Genomic DNA, 23,050 nt, shown 5'->3' with positions numbered 1-23,050 from the left:
CTAACGCAGCATCGCCGCGATCTGGTCGGCATGGCCGGGGAGCTTCCCCGCCACATCGGCATAGGTCGCGGCGATCTGGCGCATCGCGGCGGTCACGCGCGCATCGTCCATCGAATCGACCAGCGGGTCATAGCCCTCCGGCATGATATGCTGGCCCAGCAGCACCGCGACCCAGCTCGGCACGCCGAACAGGTCGTGATCGTACCGCCGGATGCGTCCGCGCTCGCGCCACAATTCAAGCTTTGCGGCCAGGCTGTCGGGAACCGCCATCGCGCTGACATGGCGCCACAGTTCGCTGTCGCGGCGCTGCGTTGCCTTGTAATGCAGCACGATGAAATCGCGCACATATTCATAGGCCTCATGCATCAGCCGGTTGTATTCGTTACGCCCCGCCGCGCCCATGCCGCTGTCGGGGAACAGCCACATCAGCTTCGATATGCCGGTCTGAATCAAATGGATGCTGGTCGATTCGAGCGGTTCCACAAACCCCGCCGACAGGCCCAGCGCGACGACATTGCCGACCCATTGCTGCTCCCGCACCCCCGCAGTGAAGGACAGTCCGCGAGGCTCTGCGGTCGCAGGCGCGTCGAGATGGGCGAGCAAGGTCTCGCGCGCACGCTCCCCGCTCGCGAATGCGCTGGCGTAAACGATGCCATTGCCGGTGCGATGCTGCAGCGGGATGCGCCATTGCCAGCCGAATTCATGCGCGGTGGAGCGCGTCAGCGGGGTCAGCGGATCGACGCGCTCGCACGGCACCGCCATCGCGCGGTCGCACGGCAACCAGTGCGACCAGTCGCGATAGCCGACCCCCAGCGCGTCACCGAGCAACAGGCTGCGAAAGCCCGAACAGTCGATGAATAAATCGCCCGCGATGCGGCGGCCATCGTCCAGCACGACCGCGGCGACATGTCCGGTCGCGCCGTCGCGCTCGACCGACGCGATCCTCCCCTCGACCCGCTTCACGCCTCCCGCTTCGGCCCGGCGGCGCAGAAATGCGGCATAAAGCCCCGCATCGAAATGATAGGCGTAGGCGAGGCCACCCAGGGGCGTTCGCGGGTCGGCGGCAGGGTGAGCGAACCGGTCGCGCCGTGCCGCCTGCGCTGCCATCCAATAGTCCTCAAGGCCGCCGATGCGGTGCTTCAGCCAATATTGGTGGAAGGCGACGCCCTGAAAATCATGCCCCAGCTCGCCGAACGGGTGCAGATACCGGTCACCGACCTGCCCCCAGTTCACGAATTCGATGCCCAGCTTGATCGTCGCGCCGGTCTCGCGCACAAACTCGCGCTCGTCGATGCCCAGCCGATGGTTGAATTCGCGGATCGGCGGGATCGTCGCCTCGCCGACGCCGACCGTGCCGATCGCATCGGATTCGATCAAGGTGATGCTGCGTTGTCCGTCGCTCAGAAAGCGCGCGGCGGCTGCGGCGGCCATCCACCCGGCGGTCCCCCCGCCGACGATGACGATGCTGGAAACGGGCGGCGCTGTCATGCGCGCACGCTAGCAGCTTGCGCGATCAGGCGCATCGTCGCGCGATGACTCGCGCCGGGCGCAACCGCCACGCTGAGCGCATTGGGCAGATGCGCCACCGGCTCGAAACAGAAATGCGGTGCGCCGGCCGGGGTATAGACCACGGCGTGGTCGACCTCGGACTCGATTCGCATCGCGCGCCCCGGCCAGCTGATCGTCGCGACCCCGTCCCATCCGGAAAAGGCGCAGTCGAGTGCGCGTTCGGCCACTGCGAAATCGACCTCCCGATCGGCAATCTCGACCGGTTCGCCGGGCAGCATGCGCGCATCGGGTGGCCAGCGCCGCTCCGCCGCAAAGCGCAGCCGCGCGCCCGCTGCCGGAAAATAGGGGTGGTGCCCGCACGCCAGCGGCGCGTCGAACGCCTCCAGATTGCGCGCCGTGAGGATCACGGTCAGTGTGTCGGGGGTCAGTTCGACAATTTGCTCAGCCGCAAAGGCGAACGGCCAGCGCGCATCGCCCGCATGGTCGAGCGTCAGCACGACGCGCCGGTCGTCCGCCTCCCGAACGGCCCATTCCGACGTCCAGCCAATGCCATGGATCGCATGCGGCTCGGGCGCGAAATTCGGCGTGATCGCATGGCTCGCGCCCGCCCAGTCGAACCGCGCATCGGCGATCCGGTTCGAAAAGGGCACCAGCGGAAAGCTGGCCATGCCCAGCGGATCGCGCGCGGCAATCGCCTCCGCCGACGCCGTGCGCAGCATCGGCTGGCCGTCGATGGTCCATTCGGTCAGCGCGCCACTCAGCGCCGGGGCCACCGCCGTGCGCGCAGCCCCGGCGGTCAGGATCAGTTGCTCGACGATGTCAGCACCGCTTCTTCACGAATGACATAGACGGGGCCGACCTCGATCTCCTGCCGGGCAGCCCCGGTGTGGAGCGACAGCTGGCCTGCACCCTTGGCGATGTCCATCGGGGCTTGGGTGCGGAACTGGTAGAGCCGCCAGTTCGGCCCGACCTGCACCGGCTTGTCGAGGAAGCCGTCATAGGGCGCGGCGTTTTTCTGGATGCGGACCGACAGCATCCCCTGGCCATCCGGCGTCGCCGCCGACAAGGTGCGCGCGAGCACCGCGACCAGCAGGACATCGCCCTCCTTGATCTCCTCGTTCAGCGTCACGCTCGCGCCCGACGCATAGGGCGCGGCCCCGGCATTGGCGACGCTGAACAGCGTACCGACGCGACCATAGACATTGGTCACCGTCGCCTTGGTCGTCTGCCCCGCGCCGAAAAAGCCCCAGTCGCGATTGGCCGGATCATTGAGCATCTTGCCCTTGTCCTTGAGCTGCGGCGGCAGCTCGGGGTCGGGCGCGGCGGCGGCTTCGACCCGCTTGACGGTGCGGATGCTCGTGGCGCCTTCGACCACGATGACCTGGCCGATCTCGATCACCTGCTTGGCCCCGGCGAGCTGCAGGCCCACCACCGCCTGTCCGGTCGGCAACGCCTTGTCCGATCGCGCGGTGACTTCGTACAGTCCCCATTCGCTGCCGATATCGAGCACGGTATCGCCAAAGCCCGCATAGGGCGCGGCATTCTGCTGGAAGCGGACGCCGATCTTGCCCTTGCCGCCTGGCGCTTCGGACTTCACCGTCCGGGCATAAAAGGCGACCGTCACGTCGCGCCCGACCGCGATGCCCCGCCGGATCGGCACATTCGCGCCGCTGTCAAAGATGTTGGCACCCGCGCGCGGCACTTCGACCCGTACGGCAGCGCCGCCGCCGGGGATCGACGCGTCCTGCACATTCTTGGTCTTCTGCTCGGCGCCGTAAAAGGCCCAGTCGAGGCGCGACGGATCGTTGATCAGGGTGCCGGGCAGCGCATCGTCCAGCGCCTGCAGCTCGGCGGTCGGTTGGTCCTGTGCCACAACGGCGGCGGGGGCGAGCGCGGCGAGCGCCGCCGCCGCGATCAGAACGTGCTTCATTCCGGCAGCCCCATCGCGCCGCGCAGACCCGGAAGCCATTGCTTCTTCTCCTTGTCATAGAATGGGAAGGTGTTGCTGTACGCCCATGTGCACATGCCGATGTCCATCGGGCCGAACGCGGCGGTGACCGCGCGGTGATAGGCGACGCGCTGGTCGAGGCTGGTGGTGGTGTGCGCCCCCGTCTCACCCATGAACGGCGTCTTGCCAGTCCGCGCGATATAGGCGCGGATCTTCTCGACATCGCGCTTCAGGCGCAACGCATCCTCGGCGGTGCCATAGGTGCGGCCGAGCGGCGGCGCCGGATTGACCCAGCTCGCCCCCTGATGCGTGAAGTCGAACGGCTCGTAGTAATGGAAGGTCGGGACGATGTGCGGGTCCTCGGGCAACGGCAGCGTCGCCAGGCTGTCGATCCCGCTCCAGAACTCGCCGCCGACGATGACGGGGCGATCGGGGTTGGTCTCGCGGATCGCTTTGAGCGCCGGGGTGATGACCGCGATCAGGTTCTTGTTGTCGAACTTGCCGTGCGGTTCATTCTCGATCTCGAACCAGACATGGTCGCGCGGCATGTCGGCAAAGCGCGCCGCGATCTGCCGCCACATCGCCGCCAGCTGCGGCGCGCTGCCCAGCGGGTCCTTGTGGATCGCCTCGAAATGATGGCTGTTGAGGATGACGTTCAGCCCCGCCGCGCGCGCCTGTTCGACCGCGGTGCGGATGCGCTTCATATAGGCTTCGTCGATCTTGAAGTCCGGCCCCGGCCCGGCATGCGTGTCCCACCGGACGGGCAGGCGCACGGTCTTGAACCCGGCCTTGGCGATGATCGCCATATCGTCATCGGCCAGCGGCTTGCCGCCCCAGGCGGATTCGGCAGGCGGTTCGAACGTGTTGCCGATGTTGATGCAGATGCCGACCGGCAATTTGTCGGTGCGGGCGGGTGCCGCTTGCGGCGCGGCGGCAAGCAGGGCGACCAGCGCCAATGGGGCCATCATGCGCATCTCTCCTCGTTAGTCCGGCCACTGACGGGCCGTGTACGACTCGATTGGTAGCGCTATCAGACAACGCTGGTCAATCGGGGTTTTGAGTGGGCCTCACGGGCTTCAACTTAACCGCCGCGCCCCTGCCTCGCGTAACGCCGCAATGTTCGGGAACCCGTCGACCGCCATCAGCAGATCGGCCTCGGCCAGGATCGATCGCAGCACGTGCGCCGCGCCCTCTGCGCCACCGAGCGCCAGGCCGTAGCAATAGGGGCGGCCCACGCCGACCGCGGTCGCGCCGAGCGCCAGCGCCTTGGCGACATCGCTGCCCGACCGGATCCCTGAATCGAACAGCACCGGCACGTCGCCCGCCGCCGCGACCACATCGGGCAACAGGTCGATCGCCGCGATCCCGCCATTGGCCTGGCGCCCGCCATGATTGGAGCAATAAATGCCGTCCGCCCCTTCATCGATCGCGCGCCGCGCATCATCGGGGTGGCAGATGCCCTTGAGGACGATCGGCAGCCTGGTCAGCGACCGCAGCCACGGCATGTCGGCCCAGGTCAGCACGCGCCCGAACGTCGCGGCCCAGGTCATCACCGCCGCGCGCGGGTCTTCTGCCACGGGCTTTGCCAGCATCTTCTGAAAGCGCGGGTCGGACCAGTAATTCGACAGGACATGCCCGCGCAGCTGCGGGAAATTGGCGGTGTTCAGGTCGCGTGGCCGCCAGCCGGTGACCCAGGTGTCGAGCGTCACGACGATCGCCTTGTATCCCGCCGCCTCGGCCCGGCTGACCAGACTGGCGGCGAGTTCGGGGTCCTTGGGCGTGTAGAGCTGGAACATCCCCGGCGTGTTGCCCATCGCCGCAGCGACGTCCTCCAGCGGATCGTTGGTCAGCGTGGAGACGGTCAGCGGCACCCCGGTCATGGCGGCGGCGCGCGCAGCCGCGATGTCGCCATGTCCGTCCTGCGTGCACATCCCCGCCACGCCGACGGGTGCCATGAACAGCGGGGAGGGGAGCTGCATCCCGAACAATTCGACCGACAGGTCGCGGGTCGAGCAATCGACCATCATCCGTGGCACGATACCCCAATGGCGAAACGCATCGGCATTGGCCCGCTGCGTCTGCTCGTCCCCGCACCCGCCCTGAACATAGGACAGCAGCGACGGCGCCATCGCAGCCGCTGCGCGCTGTTCGAGGGTGGCGAAATCGACGGGAATTGTCGGCAGCACGCCCTGCAGCCCCGCGCCATAAATGGTATGCTGATAATCGCCGAAATGCGGCATCGCGTCCCCCTCCCGGTCACTTCTTGTGTGCGATATGGTCGGCATCGGGCGGGGGATAGGCAAATGAATTTATCGCGCCATGGTTGGAGAAAAATGGGCCGGGGGATGGCGCATTGTCGAAATGCGCTGCGCCCGAAGCACATCGGGGTGGGCGGCAAGGGCCGCTCGTCCATCGACACCGGGTCGGTGGGCGTACATCATCGGACGGAAGGCGATCGACATGCACTATATGCTGCTATTCTATGAGACTGCGGACGAGCAGGCCAAACGCACCGACCCCGCACAGGCCGAACCCTATTGGGGCGGCTGGAGCGCATATATGGGCACCATCGCCCAGTCCGGCATCATGATCAGCGGCAACGGATTGCAGCCCCCCGAAGTCGGCACCACCTTGCGGGTCGAAGGGGGCACACGACATGTCGCCGACGGCCCGTTTGCCGACACCAAGGAGATGCTGGGCGGTTACGTGATCGTCGATGTTCCCGACCTTGATGCGGCACTCGACTGGGCAGCCCGTGCGCCCTGCGTCACCGCCGGGTCGGTCGAGATCCGCCCGGTTCTGCCACCTCCGGCCGGCTGATGGACGCCGCGCGCCGCGATGTTGCCGCTCTGGCGACCGTTGCGGCGCGCGACTCCTATGGCAAATTGCTCGCGATCCTGGCGAGCCGGACGCGCGATATAGCCGCTGCCGAAGACGCACTGGCCGATGCGTTCGCCGCGGCGCTGGCGCAGTGGCCGCAGGATGGTGTCCCGGCCAATCCGACCGGGTGGCTTTTGACCGTCGCGCGCCGCAGCGTCGGGCATGCCATGGGACGGCGACAAACCGCCGAGCGCGGATCGGAGACCGCGCGCATGCTGCACGACGAACGCGCCGATGCCGCGATGGACCGATTTGGCGATGACCGGCTCAAGCTGATGTTCGTGTGCACGCATCCCGCAATCGCGCAGGGTGTTCAGGCACCGCTGATGCTCCAGACGGTGTTGGGGCTCGACGCCGCGCGCATTGCGGCGTCCTTCCTGGTATCCGCTGCGTCGATGGGGCAGCGGCTGGTCCGCGCCAAGCGGCGCATCCGCGATGCCGGTATCGCCTTTGTCATCCCCGATCCCGAAGACATTCCCGAACGCCTGTCCGCAGTGCTCGCTGCGACCTATGCCGCTTACGGAACCGCCTGGGAGGACGTCGCGAGCGCCGACGCACGGCTTGCCGGCCTGGCCGAAGAGGCGATCTGGCTCGCGCGGTTGACTGTCCGGCACGTGCCGGATCAGCCGGAGGCGCTTGGGCTATTGTCGATGATGCTGCATTGCGAGGCGCGCCGGGCCGCGCGGCGCGATGCCGACGGGCATTTCATCGCGCTTCGTCATCAGGACACGTCCTTATGGTCGCGCGACCTGATTATGGAGGCGGAAGCGTTGCTGCGCGCAGCCGCCCGGCTGGGGGTACCCGGACGGTTCCAGACCGAGGCGGCGATCCAGTCGCTCCACGCCCAGCAGCGCCTGACCGGTGAGCGCTTCACTGGCCAGCTGGTGCGGCTGTACGATATCCTCGCCAGCTTCGCGCCGACCACCGGCGTGCGCGTGGCGCGTGCGGTTGCCGTCGCCGAAGCCGGCGATCCCGCCGCCGCGCTCCTGCTGCTCGACGGCATCGATGGTGCCAGATCCTATCAGCCGTGGTGGGCGGCCCGGGCGCGCACGCTGTGGCTGTCGCACCAGCCCGATGCCGCGCGTGAGGCGGCGGCCGTTGCGGCCGGCCTCAGCAGCGACGCGAGCATTCGCCGCTTCCTTCTGGATGGTGGATATGGCGATCGACCAGATCGCTGATGTCGGCGCGCGATCCCGGGTCGGCGTTATCGCAGTATCGAACCAAGCCCAGCAACTGGCGCGCCCGGCAGGACTCGAACCTGCAACTCCAAGCTTAGAAGGCTCGTGCTCTATCCAGTTGAACTACGGGCGCGCATGTTGGACCCGTTAGCGCGGATTGCGCGGGTGTGGAACCGCGATCATAGTCGGCGCGCGTAATCAGGGGGTGGGCGATGAGTGACGGGGCAGCACCGGTACGGATCAACGCAGGGCAAGTCGCGGGCGGCCATTTCCGTTACTACGACTATGTGATGGCCGCCTTCTGCGTCATCCTTGTCCTGTCCAACGTGGTGGGCGCGGCAAAGGTCGCCACGCTCGGCGGGCTTACCTTCGGCGCGGGAATCCTGTTCTTTCCGCTCTCCTATGTCATCGGCGACGTGCTCACCGAAATCTACGGCTATGCGCGTGCGCGCCGGGTGATCTGGGCCGGGTTCGGTGCGACCTTTTTCGCGGCTGTCATGTGCTGGGTGATCGTCGCCATGCCCCCCGCCCCGGGCTGGGAGGGGCAGGAGGTGTATGAGGCCGCGTTCGGCCAGGTATGGCGCATCGTCGGCGCGTCGATGATCGCGTTCTGGGCGGGCGAGTTCGTCAACTCCTATGTCCTTGCGCGGATGAAGCTGTGGACGCGCGGCAAGCATCTGTGGAGCCGCACGATCGGATCGACCGTGTTCGGCCAGGGCGTGGACAGCCTGATCTTCTACCCGCTCGCATTTCTTGGTGTGTGGACGACCGAACAGGTGCTGATGGTAATGGTCACCAATTGGGGGCTGAAGGTGTTGTGGGAGGTTGTGCTGACTCCGGTCACCTATGCCGTGGTCGGCTTCCTCAAGCGGCGCGAGGGTTTGGACGTGTTCGACGAGGGCACCGATTTCACCCCGTTCCGCATGCGGGTGTAACCCGTGCTCGGCATGTTTCAGGACAGCAAGCAATGGCTCGTCGACTGGAGCGGGCTCGCCCGCGATAGCCTGCACGTCCATATCGGTCTGATCGTCTTCTTCACCGCCGCGCTAATCTTCCGCTGGCCGCTACGTAGCTGGAAGCCCTGGGCCGTGGCACTGGCGGTCACGCTGGCGGGTGAAGCCTGGGACATTCGCGACGCGCTGGCGGCCGGGACACGGCTGTACCTCGACGATGGCTGGAAGGACCTGTGGAACACGATGCTGTGGCCCAGCGCGATCCTGATCCTCGCGCGCACGACGCCGCTTTTTGCTTCCTCGTGAGGATTATAACCAAATAGGTGTTTGATACGCGCGTTTGCGCCCGGTCTGGTCCGCGCTTGCATCTTGACGCGAGCCGCAGCCTGCTCGCCGCCCTCAGGGGTGACCGGCGGGATTTGCACCCGCTAGCATCGGAATCACAAACCGACCGCGCACTGGATTGCGTTCGGCCACACCTGAAGGCGGCGAAAAAGCATCATTTTCAGTGAGGGTTGGTCAGGGCGACGGGATTTGAACCCGCAACCTCCCGCTTCCAAAGCGGGCGCTCTAACGCGCTTGAGCTACGCCCTGATCGACGGGCGCAGCGATGCGACCGTCAATGTCGACAGCTAAAGGGTCGCGGTCGCGGCAAGAGGCGTGCAATAAGCATGGCTTCGTTATGGCAGCGTCAAACCAGTGATGCAAGCCTATTTGGTGAATTTTCTCCCCTATTGTCGATTTTGACGGATCGCAAAGTTGCCGCCGCAGATTCGCTGCATCGTCGCTCCCGACAAAGGAGACCGACGATGAACATGCCGCTGCACCAGACCGCATTCGTTCAGGCGACGCCGATGCCGCGCACGCGTGGCGCGCATGTGTTCGACCTGCACCCGGCGCTGCATATCGGGGTGTTCGCGGGCTTCTTCGCCTATCTCGGCATCATGTGGGCGGCGTTCGGGGAGAAGGGGCTGGCGATTCCCTTCGTGATCTTCGGCGTCTTCCTCGCCGCCGCCTTCATCGTTCCAGCCTGGTGGGCGCGGGTTGCGCCGGGCGAGGGGCGCGCACCCAGCTTCGCCGATTTCGTGGCGCACGGGCTGCCGACCGGATCGGGCCATCTCGGCGCAGGCGGCGCGACCGTCCAGGTAATGATCATGCCGGTCATGCTGATGATCTGGGGCCTGATCGTCGCGGTGATCCGTTTCACGGTCTGACCAACCAACCTCCCCCTCCCGGCGGGCGGACCTATGGGTTCGTCCGCCTTTCTTTTATCCGGCGGCGAGGTCGTCCAGCGCTGCGCGGTCGCGAATCGCGATACCATGGCTGCCGTGCCGCGCGATTAGCCCCGCCGTTTCCAGCGCAGTCAGCGTGCGGCTCACCGTCTCGATCGTGATGCCCAGCAGCTGCGCCATCTCCCCACGCGTCAGCGGCAGGTCAAAGCTGTCGGCCTCGTGGCACGGCGCCGGGCTGGCTGCACGGGCAAAGGCCAGGATCAGCGCAGCGACGCGCCCCTTGGCCTGGCGCTTCGAAATCAGGTCGATCAGCGCGCGGCTCGCGTCCAGCTCGCGGCTCACTTCGGCCAGCAGGCGGCGGGCGAGCGCCGGACGCGCGTCGCTCAGCGCGGCGACGTGCGACGCCGGAAACAGGCACGCCTCGCTATCGGTCAGCGCGGTGACGTGCAGCGTCGCGGTCGGCGCGAACAGCTGGCCCAGCATCCCCGCAGGGTGGACGAGCGCGACGATCCGCTCGGTCCCGTCGCGGTCGATGGTCGACATCTTCGCCGCACCGCGCGTGAGGGTGGCGCAGACCGTCGCCGAATCGCCCGCCGCGACGATCGTCTCGCCGCGCGTATAGCGTCGGTGATGCCCGATCCGCGCGAGTTCGCCGCGATCGTCAGGCGACAAGGCTGAACAGACGGCGCGATCGGCGACCGGACAGGTGTCGCAAACGATCGGGGCCGGGCCGCTCACTGCCTCACGCCACCGCTTCGAGCAGCCCTTCGAACAGGCGGCGTCCGTCGCTGCCGCCATGGGCGGCTTCGATCTTGCGTTCGGGGTGTGGCATCATGCCCAGTACATTGCCGCCGGCATTGACGATGCCCGCGATCTGCCGCGCGCTGCCATTGACGTCGCTGGCATAGCGGAACGCGACGCGCCCCTCACCTTCGATCCGGTCGAGCGTGTCGGAGTCGGCGAAGTAATTGCCGTCATGGTGCGCGACCGGAATCGAGATCGTCTCACCCGCATCATAGCGGCTGGTGAAGATCGACTGGCTGTTCTCGACCGTCAGCGCGACGTCGCGGCAGACGAAGTTGAGGCCGGAATTGCGCATCAGCGCACCGGGCAGCAGGCCGGTTTCGGTCAGCACCTGAAACCCGTTGCAGATGCCGATGACCGGCACCCCGCGATTCGCCGCATCGACCACCGCGCGCACCACCGGCGAGCGCGCCGCGATCGCGCCGCAGCGCAGATAATCGCCGTAGGAAAAGCCGCCCGGCAGCGCGATCAGGCCAAGGCCGTCGGGCAATTCGCTCTCGCCATGCCAGACCATCGCCGGCTTGGTCCCGGTCACGCTCTCGATCGCCACCGCCAGGTCGCGGTCGCAATTCGATCCAGGAAAGACGATGACGGCGGTCTTCATGCCTTTTCGACCCGGTAGTTTTCGATCACGGTATTCGCGAGCAGCTTCTGGCACATCGCATCGATGTCCGCGTCGCTGGTGTCGTCGGCAACGTCGAGTTCGATCAGCTTGCCGACGCGCGCCTCGCCGACGCCCGAAAAGCCGAGCGAGCCCAGCGCGTGTTCGATCGCCTTGCCCTGCGGGTCCAGCACGCCGTTCTTGAGGGTGACGACGATGCGCAGCTTCATGGGGATTCCTCCGGGGATTTGCCGCGCCCTATGAGCCTAACGCGACGCGGGTTCAAGATTTTCATCGCCCATTTACCCCGGTCCGCGACACTCGGCCTTGCCGAGTCGCCGCCACAGGGGCGGTCCCCGGCGGAGTCTGGCGTCATGGCATATCTGGCAATTGCCCTGTTCATCGCGCTCGCCGCGTTCGGCCGGGAATATTTCGGGTGGAGCGACCCGAGCGGACAGGTTCAGATCGCGCTGGTCTGTTCCTTCATCTTCGGAATCATCGCGGGGTTGAAGGCGAAGGGTTGAGCGTACCGTCGCGTCCCGCCGTCATCCCCGCGAAAGCGGGGACCCATCTCGTGCGTTGGCCATTCAATGCCACGGTTGTGCGTTTGGAAAGTCAGGGAGATAGGTCCCCGCTTTCGCGGGGATGACGATTTTGCTCTTACTTCCCGCGCTTCTTGCGGTGGGTCTCAAGGTCCAGCACTGCCGAATCGGCGCCCTCGGGCAACAGGCCCAGGCGGCGGGCCACTTCCTGATAGGCTTCGACTTCGCCGCCCAGGTCGCGGCGGAAGCGGTCCTTGTCGAGCTTTTCGCCGCTCGCCATGTCCCACAGGCGACAGCCATCGGGGCTGATCTCGTCCGCCAGGATGATCCGGGCATAGCCATTCTCGTCGAAGATCCGCCCGAATTCGAGCTTGAAGTCTACGAGGCGGATACCAATGCCGGCGAACAGGCCCGACATGAAATCGTTCACGCGGATCGCCATGTCGGCCATGTCGTGCAGCTCTTCCTGTGCCGCCCAGCCAAAGCACAGGATATGCTCGTCGGTGACCAGCGGGTCGCCCAGCGCATCGTCCTTGAAATAATATTCGATGATCGTGCGCGGCAGCGGCGTGCCTTCCTCGATCCCCAGCTTCTTGGCCAGCGACCCGGCGACGACGTTGCGCACCACCACCTCGATCGGCACGATCTCGACCTGGCGGATCAACTGCTCGCGCATGTTCAGGCGGCGGATGAAGTGCGTCGGGATGCCGATATTGCCGAGCAACGTGAAGATATGCTCGGAAATCCGGTTGTTGAGCACGCCCTTGCCGCTGATCGTACCCTTTTTCTGGGCGTTGAACGCGGTCGCATCGTCCTTGAAATACTGGATCAGCGTGCCGGGTTCGGGGCCTTCGTAGAGGATCTTGGCCTTGCCCTCATAAATCTGGCGGCGGCGTGCCATAGGGGGTCCTTCAGAAACGCGGTGCCCCGGCGGCACGGTCGCGCGTCGCCGGGGCGGTAAGGGCGGGCCTATATCGGAAGCCGACCCGGGGTGCAATCAATCGCTGGTGCGTGCGGGGGCGGACGCTGCCCGGCGGAACCGCGGCTTTAGCCAGCGCCACAGCAGCAGGCCAAGGCCCAACACCAGGCCCGGCGGCGCAAGAATCGCGAGCGCTCCAAGCACGAAGGCAAGCGTCGCCTGCGCCGATCCCGCAAGCAGGTCGAGCGCGCTGCTCAGCGGTGCGCTGGCATCGAACCCGCGTACTGCCGGGCCGGATCGATAGTCGAAGGTCATCGGCGTGTTCGCGAGCGATTCGCGTTGCGCGCCGGATGCACTCTGCACCTGTCCGATCTGCGCGACGAGGTCGGCGCGCTGGCGCTGCAACTCCGCGCGCTCGCTGGCAGACAGGTTGGTGCGCGCCAGCTCACGGTCGATCCGCGCAAGTTCGTCGCCCGCCCGTGCGCGTTCGCCGGCCAGCCGTGCGATTTCTGCCCCGGCATCGGTGCCGGTGATCTCGGCATCCACCAGACGCCCTTCGGCCTGCTGGATTGCGGCGATCCCCTCCTTGCCAAAGGCGCGGGCCAGCGTGGGATCGAGCTTGAACGCCAGCATCGCCTCGACCGCATTTTCGCCGGTCAGGCGGTAACGCATGCCGGTGATCCGACACCGCGCGACGCCCAATTTCTCACACGCGGCGGCATGCGTCTCCTGCGCGGTGGCGACGCGTTGGGCGGGCAGGCTGAAGGCGTAGCGATAGTTGAATGCGACCCCCGGCGCGGCGGTGACGGCAACCCCGGCGGGCGGTTCGGCGGCATCGGATGTCTCCATCCCGGCGCGTTCGGACGATGGACTGCTCTGTTCCGGTGCAGAGCAGGCGGTGAGCGTGACGGCTAAGGCTAGGAGTGCGGAACCCGATTTCCAGTGCATGTGGCAACCTCCTGTTCGCGGCTCCATTCGTCGCCGCAGAAGCACGCTTTGGCGTGCCGTGATAACACATCACATTACAGGGATATAAGCAATGCCACTTTTTTGCCGTATTTTGCGGGCGAAAAATCTATTAAATAACAGTAATGTGAGACCGGATAGGTGCAATTGTGCCCCGAAAATGACGCAAAGCGGCGCGACCGATGGCCGCGCCGTACGATCCTCAACGGGTGGGGGTTTCAAGCGGGATTATCGTCCCGATTGAACCAGCGCTGGATCGCGTTACGCCGCTCGGGCTCGCCGGGCTCGCGATAGGCCTCATCCTCGTCCTGGCCGGTTGCCGGAGCCGGTGCTCCACCGGTGCCGTGGATCAGCAGGCGCAGCACCAGCACTGCGATCACCATCAACAACAGCCAGGGGCCAACCGAGGCGAGCACCTGCGCAATTCCCGCAGCGGACGTGACCAGCTTGTCCCCCGCGTCGCGGAAGCTCGCATCCGCCGACCCGTTCAGGCCCGGCGCCGGGGTGCCGGAGGCATAGGTGATCAGCACCGGCGCGGTCGCCATGGTCTCGCCGCTGTCGGCCTCCGATTCGGCGATCACGTCGAGCGCGGTCTGCAACCTGCGCGCGCGATCCTGCTGGATCGGGTCATTGCTCGCCTTGGCGTTGGCGAGCTGTTCGCGCAGTCGCCCGACCAGCGCGTTGGATCGCGCGCTCGCGGTCGCATCGGCCCCGGCGATCTCGGTCTCGACCAGCGCGCCGCCGCCGCCGACCACGACCTTGGTCGCCGCCTCGCCGAAACTGCGCGCGACCGACGGGTCGATGCGGAATGTCAGCGTCGCCGCGATCCGGTTCGCATCATCGACGCGATAGCGCAGCGAAAGGATGCGGCACCGCGCCGGGCCGAGCTTGTCACAGCCCGCCGCATGCGATTCGACCACCGCCTTCACATGGTTGCCCGGCACCTTGTACGCATAGCGATAGTCGAACGCCCCGCCGGTCGCGGTCAGCGCGGCGACGGCCTCGGTGCTGATCTTGTCCTGATCCTTTTTGGGCGCGCCTTCGCACCCGGCCAGCGCCACGATTGCCAGCAATGCCGCCACGATTCGCATTCGAGTCCCCCTGCGGTCCGTGGGTGGAACGATAGGCGAGATGGTTAACCGCCGGAAGGGCGAGTCTGCACCGTTGTGCCGAATCGGGAAGCGGGCCGGCACCGCCAAACAGATAACGACGCTATCGCTGCGTCAGCGCCCACGCCACTTTCGCCTGCCCGGCAAAGATGTTGCGCCAGCTTTCCGCCTCCCGCATCGCGCCGGCGTCAAAGTCGCGATAGCTGCCGATCCGCGCGGTGGCATTCCGCCCCGCCTCGCGGTAATGGCTGCGCGCCTCGGCCAGGTCCGTGCCCCCCTCCAGCAGCGCGGCGGCCAGCGACCAGTCCCCGTTGATGCGATAGGGATGGCCGGGCGGATAGGCCGCGGCGTAAATCGCCCGTGCCTCCCGATACAGCGCCACCGCCTCTGCATGGCGGCCCTGTTTGCCCAGATTATAGGCCAGGCTGACGATCCCGTTGGCAATTGCCGGCGACCCCAGGCGAAATGCCGCCCGGCGAATGTCGAGCGCGCGCCGCAACGCCCCCTCCGCGCCCGTCACGTCGCCCGCCGCCGTCAGCGCGTTGGCGAGTGCACCCAGCGCGACCGCAATGTCGGGATGCCCCGCGCGCAGATTGGCTTCCCGCAGCGCCAGCGCCCGGCGCAGGACCGGCACCGCCTCCTGTGGCCGCTGCAGCGCAATCAGCGAGGCGCCGACATTGACCAGCAGCACCGCGATGTGCGGATGATTGGGCGGTAGCGCGCCCTCATAGATGGCCAGCGCGCGCACCAGCAGTGGATGCGCCTCCGCCTCCCGCCGCTGCGCCGACAGGTTGATCGACAAATTGGTCAGCGCCGCGCCGACATCGGGGTGCGCCGCGCCGCGCCGGGCGAGCGCGCGGTCCAGGATGCCGCGCAGCAGCGGCTCCGCCTCGGCATAGCGCGAATGGGCGTTGAGCAGGTCCACCATGTCGTCCAGGACATTGTCCTGCGCATTGCTGCCCGCCGCGCGATACAAAGCGAGCGCCACGCGATACTCGGCCAGCGCAGCGTCCGGCGTCTGGACCAACGTGCTCGCCAATAGTCGCCGTGCCAGTGCGCGGTCGAGATGGCCGGGCGGCAGCGCACGCTCCGCCGCCGCCACGGCGCGTTGGGCCAATGCGGTCGCCTTGACCCCGTCCCGCACCCGTTGCGCCAGCGTCGTCGCCGTGATGAACAGATCGATGCAGTTATCGTCCGGCACCGTCTTGGCCGTGCGCGCTGCTTCGCATGTGCCGATCTCGGCCTCGATCAGGCGCAGCGCCTCGCGATTGCCGCCCATCTGCGCGAGCATGCGTACGTCGGGCGGCAGCCGCCAGCGCTGCTCGGGGGCGCCCGGCGCCGACGACTGGGCCGCCGCTGCCACGGGCAGTGCGAGCGCCAAAAGCGCCGCGCAGGGCTTGCCTCCCCCCACAGCGCCTCTAACAAGCATCGTCATGAGCGATACCCGCGATCCCGATCCCTTTGACTCCATCGTCGATGCCCCCTTCGACTCCGCACTCAGCGAACGTTACCTCGTCTATGCGATGTCGACCATCACCGCGCGCTCGCTCCCCGATGTGCGCGACGGGCTGAAGCCGGTGCATCGCCGCCTGCTGTGGGCGATGCGCGGGCTGAAGCTCAATCCGAACGACGCCTACAAGAAATGCGCGCGCGTCGTCGGCGACGTGATCGGCAAATATCACCCGCATGGCGACCAGTCGGTCTATGACGCGATGGTCCGCCTGGCGCAGACCTTTGCGCTGCGCTACCCGCTGGTCGACGGACAGGGCAATTTCGGCAATATCGACGGCGATAACGCCGCTGCGTATCGCTATACCGAAGCGCGGCTGACCCAGGTCGCGATCGACCTGATGGACGGGCTGGACGAGGATGCGGTCGAGTTCCGCCCGACCTATAATGGCGAGGATCATGAGCCGGAGCTGTTCCCCGGCCTGTTCCCCAATCTGCTCGCCAATGGCGCCAGCGGCATTGCGGTCGGCATGGCCACCAGCATCCCGCCGCACAATGCCGCCGAGCTGATCGATGCGGCGATCATGCTGATCGACCAGCCCAATGCCAGCGACGCGCAGGTGCTGGAGCATGTTCGCGGGCCCGACTTCCCGACCGGCGGCATCGTCGTCGACAGCCCTGGTTCGATCGCCGAATCCTACGCCACCGGGCGCGGCAGCTTCCGCGTGCGCGCCAAATGGGGGCTGGAGGATCAGGGGCGCGGCACGTGGCAGATCGTCGTCACCGAGATTCCGTACGGTATCCAGAAGGGCAAGCTGATCGAGCAGATCGCGGCGCTGATCAACGACAAGAAGCTGCCGATCCTCGCCGATGTCCGCGACGAATCCGATGCAGAGATCCGCATCGTGCTCGAACCGCGCGCGCGCACCGTCGATCCCGACACGCTGATCGAAAGCCTGTTCCGCCTGTCCGACCTTGAGGTGCGCGTCTCGCTCAACCTTAACGTGCTCGACCACACCCGCACCCCGCGCGTGATGAGCCTGACCCAGGCGATCGCTGCCTGGGTCGACCACCAGTTCATCGTCCTGCGCCGCCGCAGCGAGCATCGGTTGCAAAAGATTGCCGACCGGATGGAGCTGCTTGAGGGCTATATCATCGCCTTCCTCAACCTCGACCGGGTGATCGCGATCATCCGCACCGAGGATGAGCCCAAGCCGGTGATGATGGCCGAGTTCGAACTGACCGACCGCCAGGCTGAGGCGATCCTCAACATGCGGCTGCGCGCGCTGCGCAAGCTCGAGGAAATGGAGCTGCGCAAGGAGCGCGACGCGCTGGCCAAGGAGCAGGCCGAGCTTCAGGCATTGCTGTCGAGCGAGGCGCGGCAGCGCACGCGGATGAAGCGCGACCTGACCAAGGTGCGCGACCGCTACGGCCCCGAAACGGCACTCGGCGCGCGGCGAACGCTGGTCGCCGAAGCCGCCCCGGCGCGCGAAATTCCGCTCGAGGCGATGATCGAGCGGGAGCCGATCACCGTGATTCTATCGCAACGTGGCTGGATCCGCGCGCTGAAGGGTCATGCCGAACTGGCCAGTGCTGAAACCGCGAAGTTCAAGGACGGCGACGGCCCGTTCATCGCCTTCCACGCGCAGACGACGGACAAATTGCTGCTCGCCGCCGAAAATGGCCGCTTCTACACGCTGGCGGCCGACAGGCTGCCCGGTGGGCGCGGCTTTGGCGAACCGGTGCGGCTGATGATCGATCTCGACGGCGGGACTGGGATCGTTGGCTTGTTCCCGGCGAGCATCGCGCCGAAACTGCTCGTCGCCGCCACCGACGGGCGCGGCTTCCTGGTCAAGACCGAGGATGTGATCGCCGAAACCCGCAAGGGCAAGCAGGTGGTGACCCCGCGCACGGGCGCGGCCCTGAAGCTGGTGCGCCAGGTCGGAGCCGGTGACGATTATGTCGCGGTGATCGGCGACAATCGCAAATTGCTCGTCTTCCCGATGACCGAGCTGGCGGAGCTGGCGCGCGGGCAGGGGGTTCAGCTCCAGCGTTATCGCGATGGCGGACTGTCCGATGCCGTCACCTTCCGCTTCGCCGATGGCCTGAGCTGGCGGATGGGTGGAGAGCAGGGGCGGACGCGGACCGAAGCGGACCTTGCCCCGTGGCGCGCCGCGCGCGGGGCGGCGGGACGGATGCCGCCGAACGGCTTTCCGCGCGATAACCGCTTCTAATCCCAGCAAGTCGGTTCCAAGCGGCGGGCGCGACGGGGGTCGTTCTTCAGCACCGCTTAACCAAATGTCCCTAACCCGGTTTGGTGATGCTGTTATCGCGCCGCCGGAAGGACAAGCCAGTCCCCGCGCCCGTCCCCGTGACGGGGCCGGACCCGCGCGTCCTTGGCCCGTCCAGCACGGCGCAGACATTGAATTTACTCCCGATTCCCGCAGCGATCGTCGAACGGGGCGCGCACGGGCTCGTGTTCGAATCGGTCAACCGGCCCTTCCGCCTCGCCGGACTTGGCACCACCGCCGATCTGTCGCCGGTGATTCGCCAGCTGGGTGCGCGACTCGGCAAGTTCCTCGATTCGGAGGGCAATGACGAAGAGTTTGATTGGGAATTGGGCGATGCGGTCGACGCCCGCTTCTTCCGGGTCCGTTTCGCGCGGCGCAGCACCGAACGGCACAATGGTCGCTGCCTGGTCACGCTGATCGACCATACGTCGGAATTGCGCACACAGCGCAGCCTGCGCCGCGAGATGCTGACCGACAGCCTCACCGGCCTGCCCAACCGCGCCGGCTTTGGCGAGGATCTGGAGGACGAGATCGAGCGGTCGGGCATCGACCGGTTCGCGGTCCTCGTCATCAACCTCGACCGGTTCAGCCGCATCAATGCCTGCATGGGTGGCCTGGCCGGCGACGAGCTGCTGATTTCGGTCGCGCGCCGGGTCAAGGGTGCGCTGCGCGGGCATGACATGCTGGCGCGGACCGGCGGCGACGAATTCGCCATCCGCCTCGAACTCGATGAAGGGCTGCAGGACGCGCTGCACGTCGCCAAGCGCATCCAGAATGCGCTGACCACACCGTTCCGCTTGTCCGACTTCGAGATTCGCGTCGATTGCGCGATCGGCATCGCGATCGGTGAGGGCGAGCGCGGCGATGCCGAAGAGCTGATCCGCCACGCCCAATTCGCGATGAAGCGGGCCAAGAAATCGGGCCGCACCGAAGTCTATCAAACCCGTGCGTTCGACGTCGTGCGCCAGGAATTCAGCATCGAGACCGAGCTGCGCCGCGCGATCGACAATGGTGCACTGGTGCTCAATTTTCAGCCGATCTGCGACCTCGCCTCGGGCAAGATCGTGTCATTCGAAGCATTGGCACGCTGGACCACCGAAAGCGGCATCGCTTTGTCACCGGTCGAGTTCATCCCGGTCGCTGAGGAATCGGGTTTGATCGTTCCGCTTGGTCGCTGGGCGATGCATGAAGCGGCGCGCGCCGTTGCCCTATGGGATGCGCGCGCGGGCGGCGATTGCGGGGCCAAGGTTGCGGTCAATTTGTCGGCGATTCAGCTGCAGCGCGATCAGATCGCGCCGATGGTGCAGGCCGCACTCGAAGCGAACGGCGTTGATGGCCGCAAGATCACGCTGGAGCTGACCGAAAGCGCGCTGGTCACCGATCCCGACCGCATCGCCCAGACGATGCAGGCGCTCAAGGCGCTCGGCACTACGCTTGCGATGGACGATTTCGGCACCGGCTATTCCAACCTCGCCTATCTTCAGAAGCTGCCGATCGACGTGCTCAAGATCGACCGCAGCTTCGTGTCGGGAATGCTCGCCGACCGCGACAAGGTTGCGATCGTGCGCGCGATCCTCAGCCTCGCCCAGGCGCTTGGGATGCAGACCACGGCAGAGGGGATCGAAACCAACGAACTCGCCCAGACGCTCGCGGCACTGGGCTGCAATTATGGGCAGGGCTTCCTCTATTCGCGCCCGCTCTGCATCGATGCGGCCTATGCGCTGCTGCTCGAACGCAACGCCTGATCCACGACCGCGTCGGCGATCTGCGCCACCCGATCCGCACCGGGGAAGCCCTCCGCCACCCACTGACTCTCCACCGCCCGCAGCGCACGTGCGACATCGGGGCCCTTGGACAGGCCGCGCTGGATCAGTGCCCCGCCGCTGATCGGCAGCCGCGGAATCTCCCAGCCGGCCAGGTCGCGCGCATCCGCCACGGCGGTCGGCGCATCGAACAGGAACAGCCGGTCGATCGCCTCGTCGCGCCCCAGCCGATAGGCGGCGGCGCGCGGCGCTCCGAACAGCTCTGCCTCGGTCGCGCCGATCAGCCGCTTGCGCTGGACATTGGACAGCTTGAGCCGCGCCCCCACCGATTCGGCAATCGCCGCATCGGCGGGCAGCAGCGCGGCGAGGCGGCGAACCGGGTCCGGCTCCAGCCCCGCTTCCGCCTCCAGCGCAGCGACCCGCGCAAATCGTTCGACCGACATGATTTCGGGAATGACCGGGCGGAAAATCCCGCGCGCGAGCATCAGCGCGATCACCCGCCCCGCATCCTTGGCCACCACCAGCTTGAGCAGCTCGTCGGCGATCCGCTCGCGCGACAATGCCATCAGGTCGTTGGCGCGCGCGGTGCATGCGTCGAGCGACGCCGCGTCCGGACTGTCGCCGAACCGCGCCAGAAAGCGGAAGAAGCGCAGGATGCGCAGATGATCCTCGGCGATGCGGCGCAGCGGATCGCCGATGAAGCGCACATGCCGCGCGTCGAGATCGGCCAGCCCGCCGAAATAGTCGAACACTGTGCCCGTCGCCGGATCGGCATAGAGCGCATTGATCGTGAAATCGCGCCGCGCGGCATCTTCCTGCCAATTGTCGGTGAACGCGACGGTAGCGTGGCGACCATCGGTTTCGAGGTCGCGGCGCAGCGTCGTCACCTCGACCACCGTGCCGCTGCTGACCGCCGTGACGGTGCCATGGGCAAGGCCGGTCGGGATCACCTTGATCCCGGCGCGCTCCAGCCGCTGCATCACCTCCTGCGGGTCGAGCGGCGTGGCGATGTCGACATCGGACACGGGGATGCCAAGCAGCGTGTCGCGCACCGCGCCGCCGACCACGCGGGCATTTCCATCGCCCAGCGCAGCCGTCAGCCGGTCCAGCCCCGGCCAATGCCGCCACGGTGCATCGGGCAGCGTCACGGCGTCCATTTGAGCCGCCGCGACAGATTGACCAGCATCGCCGCGGTCGCGCCCCAGATCCGAAAATCCTGCCACAAGATCTCGTAATAATGCCGGTCGCGGCCCTGCCACTCGACGCTGGACTGCAGCTGGTTGGCAGGATCGAGCACGAAATCGAGCGGCGCTTCAAAGATCGCCGCGACCTCACCCGGCTGCGGCGTTAGCACCAGATCGGGCGGGATCACCGCGACGATCGGCTGAACCTCGAACCCGGTGACGGTGCGATAGCGGTCGGCGAGGCCAACCAGCTCGACCGCGTCCGGCTCCAGCCCGATTTCCTCGCGCGCCTCGCGCAATGCTGCCGCCGTCGCATCGGTGTCACCCGGGTCGATCCGCCCGCCGGGAAAGGCGACCTGCCCGGCATGGCGGCGTAGCGTATCGGTGCGCTGCGTGAGGATCAGGCCGGGGCGGGGGCGGTCGGTTACCGCGACCAGCACCGCGGCCGGCATCGGCACGCCATCCGCCGCAATCGCTTCGTCGAGCACATCGCCGACGATCAGCTCGGGTGCATCGTCATGATCCGCGTCGAGTGCCGCACGCAGCCGCTCAGCCAGCGTCATGCCGGGGCCATCGCAAAGAACGCGCCGTCGCTCCACACGCCGGGCGGGTTCGACCCGTTTTCCAGCGCCAGCGCCGCCAGTTCATAATAGACTGGCCGCGCCACCAACGCCTCCAGCCCGCGTCGGACGTGCAGATAGGGGTGGGGGCCGTCGTCATGCTCCTCGAACCGCAGCGCGTGCTCCGGACCAGCCGGGATCAGGTCGCCGGTGTTCAGCCGGAATGCGATCCGCGCCGCTTCACCCGCACCCTCGAGCTTCATCTCTACCGCGACGAACGGTGCGTCCTCGACCTCGATGTCGAGCTTCTCGACCGGGGTGACGAGGACATGGCGCCCATCGGGCTCACGCCGCAGGATCGATGCGAACAGCCGCACCATCGCCGGGCGGCTGATCGGCGACCCCTGGTGATACCAGGTCCCGTCGCGCGCGATGCGCATGTCGCTATGCCCGCAATGCGCGGGGTTCCAGCTATCGACCGGGGGCAGCTTCTGCTCGTCGGCCAGCCGCGCGATCTCGGCAAGCGACAGGCTGGCGAGGTCGGGGGGCGGCGGCATCGGCATTTCATTGCCGTTAGGCGCTTTTACCCGCTCCGGTAAAGTGTCAGCGGCGCGGACCGACCATGCCGGGCGTATCGGGCGCAGGCCCCCGCGACAGCAGCCGTGCGCGTTCGAACGGCCCGGGCAGCTGCCACGCGCCCGTCCGCGCGGCGTCGAACCCGAACTGTGCATAATAATCATGATCGCCGATCAGCATCAGCACCGCGTCGCCCGCGTTTTCGATCGCCCGCCACATCAGCGCGCGGCCGATCCCGACATTCTGCCGCTCGGGCGAGACAGCGACCGGGCCGACCAGGATCATCGGCGTCACGCTGCCATCGTCGCCCGCCAGTTCGACCGGCCAGCACTGGATCGACCCGACCAGGGTCCCCGCCTCCACGGCAGCAAAGCTCAGTTCCGGCACCGCTGCCACGCCCTCGCGCAGGCGATAGGCAGTGCGGCCGTGTCGATCCGCACCGAACACCCGGTCGAGTAGCTGCTCGACCGCGTCGCGATACACCTCGCCCAGGGGAACCAGCTCGAACAGGGACAATCTCCACCAGCCCGGGGGATGGACGCCGGGGGCGCGCGCCTTTAGCCGCGAAAACTGGTCCCCGCATAGC

At 66.9% G+C, this 23,050-nt stretch carries 24 protein-coding genes and 2 tRNA genes; 8 read left to right on the top strand and 18 right to left on the bottom strand.

Going from position 1 to position 23,050, the window contains the following annotated elements:
• From ACRYLO_RS12490 to ACRYLO_RS12470, 5 genes are all read right to left on the bottom strand, one after another.
• Positions 1 to 1,488 (bottom strand): tryptophan halogenase family protein, encoded by a 1,488-nt coding sequence (locus ACRYLO_RS12490; protein ID WP_482660454.1) that lies wholly within the window; start codon positions 1,486 to 1,488, stop codon positions 1 to 3.
• A complete protein-coding gene (locus tag ACRYLO_RS12485; protein WP_482660453.1) occupies positions 1,485 to 2,282 on the bottom strand; it encodes an aldose 1-epimerase in 798 nt (265 codons plus the stop codon). The genes ACRYLO_RS12490 and ACRYLO_RS12485 overlap by 4 nt, the downstream gene beginning before the upstream one ends.
• A 29-nt stretch (positions 2,283 to 2,311) precedes the next feature.
• A complete protein-coding gene (locus ACRYLO_RS12480) occupies positions 2,312 to 3,439 on the bottom strand; it encodes a hypothetical protein (RefSeq protein WP_482660452.1) in 1,128 nt (375 codons plus the stop codon).
• Positions 3,436 to 4,431, bottom strand: a complete 996-nt coding sequence (locus ACRYLO_RS12475; RefSeq protein ID WP_482660451.1) for a glycoside hydrolase family 5 protein — start codon at positions 4,429 to 4,431, stop codon at positions 3,436 to 3,438. Before ACRYLO_RS12475 ends, ACRYLO_RS12480 begins: the two co-directional genes overlap by 4 nt.
• 102 nt (positions 4,432 to 4,533) lie before the next feature.
• Positions 4,534 to 5,742, bottom strand: coding sequence for an alpha-hydroxy-acid oxidizing protein (locus ACRYLO_RS12470; RefSeq protein WP_482660450.1), 1,209 nt, complete (start codon positions 5,740 to 5,742; stop codon positions 4,534 to 4,536).
• A gap of 175 nt (positions 5,743 to 5,917) precedes the next feature.
• Between ACRYLO_RS12470 and ACRYLO_RS12465 the strand changes: the two genes are divergently transcribed.
• A complete protein-coding gene (locus ACRYLO_RS12465) occupies positions 5,918 to 6,277 on the top strand; it encodes a YciI family protein (protein ID WP_482660449.1) in 360 nt (119 codons plus the stop codon).
• Positions 6,277 to 7,515, top strand: coding sequence for an RNA polymerase sigma factor (locus tag ACRYLO_RS12460; protein WP_482660448.1), 1,239 nt, complete (start codon positions 6,277 to 6,279; stop codon positions 7,513 to 7,515). The genes ACRYLO_RS12465 and ACRYLO_RS12460 overlap by 1 nt, the downstream gene beginning before the upstream one ends.
• A gap of 56 nt (positions 7,516 to 7,571) precedes the next feature.
• On the opposite strand, the gene ACRYLO_RS12455 is transcribed toward ACRYLO_RS12460, so the two are convergent.
• A tRNA-Arg gene (locus ACRYLO_RS12455) sits at positions 7,572 to 7,648 on the bottom strand.
• Positions 7,649 to 7,727: 79 nt separating this feature from the next.
• Between ACRYLO_RS12455 and ACRYLO_RS12450 the strand changes: the two genes are divergently transcribed.
• Complete coding sequence (locus ACRYLO_RS12450) at positions 7,728 to 8,450, top strand: queuosine precursor transporter (protein ID WP_482660447.1); 723 nt, start codon at positions 7,728 to 7,730, stop codon at positions 8,448 to 8,450.
• A gap of 3 nt (positions 8,451 to 8,453) precedes the next feature.
• Positions 8,454 to 8,774 carry a hypothetical protein gene (locus tag ACRYLO_RS12445; RefSeq protein WP_482660446.1) on the top strand — a complete coding sequence of 107 codons (321 nt, stop codon included), beginning with the start codon at positions 8,454 to 8,456 and terminating at the stop codon, positions 8,772 to 8,774.
• Between the two features lie 210 nt (positions 8,775 to 8,984).
• Here ACRYLO_RS12445 and ACRYLO_RS12440 read toward each other — a convergent pair.
• A tRNA-Pro gene (locus tag ACRYLO_RS12440) sits at positions 8,985 to 9,062 on the bottom strand.
• 215 nt (positions 9,063 to 9,277) lie between these two features.
• On the opposite strand from ACRYLO_RS12440, the gene ACRYLO_RS12435 reads away from it, so the two are divergent.
• Positions 9,278 to 9,682, top strand: a complete 405-nt coding sequence (locus ACRYLO_RS12435; protein ID WP_482660445.1) for a hypothetical protein — start codon at positions 9,278 to 9,280, stop codon at positions 9,680 to 9,682.
• A 54-nt stretch (positions 9,683 to 9,736) separates the two neighbouring features.
• Here ACRYLO_RS12435 and ACRYLO_RS12430 read toward each other — a convergent pair whose 3' ends face one another.
• Genes ACRYLO_RS12430 through purS form a run of 3 tightly spaced genes read right to left on the bottom strand, consistent with a single transcriptional unit; the run spans position 9,737 to position 11,335 of the window.
• On the bottom strand, positions 9,737 to 10,498 hold the full coding sequence (locus tag ACRYLO_RS12430; protein ID WP_482660444.1) for a Crp/Fnr family transcriptional regulator: 762 nt from the start codon (positions 10,496 to 10,498) through the stop codon (positions 9,737 to 9,739).
• Positions 10,443 to 11,108, bottom strand: coding sequence for a phosphoribosylformylglycinamidine synthase subunit PurQ (gene purQ / locus ACRYLO_RS12425; RefSeq protein WP_482660443.1), 666 nt, complete (start codon positions 11,106 to 11,108; stop codon positions 10,443 to 10,445). Before purQ ends, ACRYLO_RS12430 begins: the two co-directional genes overlap by 56 nt.
• Positions 11,105 to 11,335: a phosphoribosylformylglycinamidine synthase subunit PurS gene (gene purS, locus ACRYLO_RS12420; protein WP_294014680.1), complete on the bottom strand. Its 231-nt coding sequence runs from the start codon at positions 11,333 to 11,335 to the stop codon at positions 11,105 to 11,107. Before purS ends, purQ begins: the two co-directional genes overlap by 4 nt.
• Positions 11,336 to 11,479: 144 nt before the next feature.
• On the opposite strand from purS, the gene ACRYLO_RS12415 reads away from it, so the two are divergent.
• Positions 11,480 to 11,629, top strand: coding sequence for a hypothetical protein (locus tag ACRYLO_RS12415; RefSeq protein ID WP_482660442.1), 150 nt, complete (start codon positions 11,480 to 11,482; stop codon positions 11,627 to 11,629).
• A 136-nt stretch (positions 11,630 to 11,765) separates the two neighbouring features.
• Here the strand turns inward: ACRYLO_RS12415 and purC are convergent, their stop codons facing one another.
• The 4 genes from purC to ACRYLO_RS12395 all read right to left on the bottom strand — a co-directional run bounded on the left by purC (position 11,766) and on the right by ACRYLO_RS12395 (position 16,004).
• Positions 11,766 to 12,548 (bottom strand): phosphoribosylaminoimidazolesuccinocarboxamide synthase, encoded by a 783-nt coding sequence (purC, locus tag ACRYLO_RS12410; protein ID WP_294014682.1) that lies wholly within the window; start codon positions 12,546 to 12,548, stop codon positions 11,766 to 11,768.
• 96 nt (positions 12,549 to 12,644) lie between these two features.
• The gene (locus tag ACRYLO_RS12405) at positions 12,645 to 13,514 is read right to left on the bottom strand and encodes a hypothetical protein (RefSeq protein WP_482660441.1); all 870 of its coding nucleotides are present in this window, start codon (positions 13,512 to 13,514) and stop codon (positions 12,645 to 12,647) included.
• A gap of 236 nt (positions 13,515 to 13,750) precedes the next feature.
• On the bottom strand, positions 13,751 to 14,623 hold the full coding sequence (locus tag ACRYLO_RS12400) for a hypothetical protein (protein ID WP_482660440.1): 873 nt from the start codon (positions 14,621 to 14,623) through the stop codon (positions 13,751 to 13,753).
• Positions 14,624 to 14,744: 121 nt separating this feature from the next.
• Positions 14,745 to 16,004 (bottom strand): tetratricopeptide repeat protein, encoded by a 1,260-nt coding sequence (locus ACRYLO_RS12395; RefSeq protein WP_482660439.1) that lies wholly within the window; start codon positions 16,002 to 16,004, stop codon positions 14,745 to 14,747.
• A 70-nt stretch (positions 16,005 to 16,074) separates the two neighbouring features.
• Here ACRYLO_RS12395 and parC point away from each other — a divergent pair, with 70 nt between their 5' ends.
• Together parC and ACRYLO_RS12385 are read left to right on the top strand one after the other, a co-directional pair.
• A complete protein-coding gene (gene parC / locus ACRYLO_RS12390; RefSeq protein ID WP_482660438.1) occupies positions 16,075 to 18,324 on the top strand; it encodes a DNA topoisomerase IV subunit A in 2,250 nt (749 codons plus the stop codon).
• Positions 18,325 to 18,410: 86 nt separating this feature from the next.
• A complete protein-coding gene (locus ACRYLO_RS12385; RefSeq protein WP_482661742.1) occupies positions 18,411 to 20,126 on the top strand; it encodes a putative bifunctional diguanylate cyclase/phosphodiesterase in 1,716 nt (571 codons plus the stop codon).
• Here the strand turns inward: ACRYLO_RS12385 and ACRYLO_RS12380 are convergent.
• From ACRYLO_RS12380 to ACRYLO_RS12365, 4 genes are read right to left on the bottom strand one after another with little or no spacing between them, the layout of a single operon-like run.
• Positions 20,096 to 21,301: a CCA tRNA nucleotidyltransferase gene (locus ACRYLO_RS12380; protein WP_482660437.1), complete on the bottom strand. Its 1,206-nt coding sequence runs from the start codon at positions 21,299 to 21,301 to the stop codon at positions 20,096 to 20,098. The two genes, ACRYLO_RS12385 and ACRYLO_RS12380, sit on opposite strands and share 31 nt — an antisense overlap.
• Positions 21,289 to 21,891 (bottom strand): CoA pyrophosphatase, encoded by a 603-nt coding sequence (locus ACRYLO_RS12375; RefSeq protein WP_482660436.1) that lies wholly within the window; start codon positions 21,889 to 21,891, stop codon positions 21,289 to 21,291. The genes ACRYLO_RS12380 and ACRYLO_RS12375 overlap by 13 nt, the downstream gene beginning before the upstream one ends.
• Positions 21,888 to 22,451 carry a DUF1285 domain-containing protein gene (locus ACRYLO_RS12370; RefSeq protein WP_482660435.1) on the bottom strand — a complete coding sequence of 188 codons (564 nt, stop codon included), beginning with the start codon at positions 22,449 to 22,451 and terminating at the stop codon, positions 21,888 to 21,890. Before ACRYLO_RS12370 ends, ACRYLO_RS12375 begins: the two co-directional genes overlap by 4 nt.
• Positions 22,452 to 22,491: 40 nt before the next feature.
• Positions 22,492 to 22,974 carry a GNAT family N-acetyltransferase gene (locus tag ACRYLO_RS12365; protein WP_482661741.1) on the bottom strand — a complete coding sequence of 161 codons (483 nt, stop codon included), beginning with the start codon at positions 22,972 to 22,974 and terminating at the stop codon, positions 22,492 to 22,494.
• Positions 22,975 to 23,050 lie beyond the last annotated feature (76 nt).

This window comes from Sphingomonas sp. SDUR79, from assembly GCF_056821745.1.
Note: the sequence above shows the minus strand (reverse complement) of the source record. Positions and strands in the feature narration are given on the sequence as shown.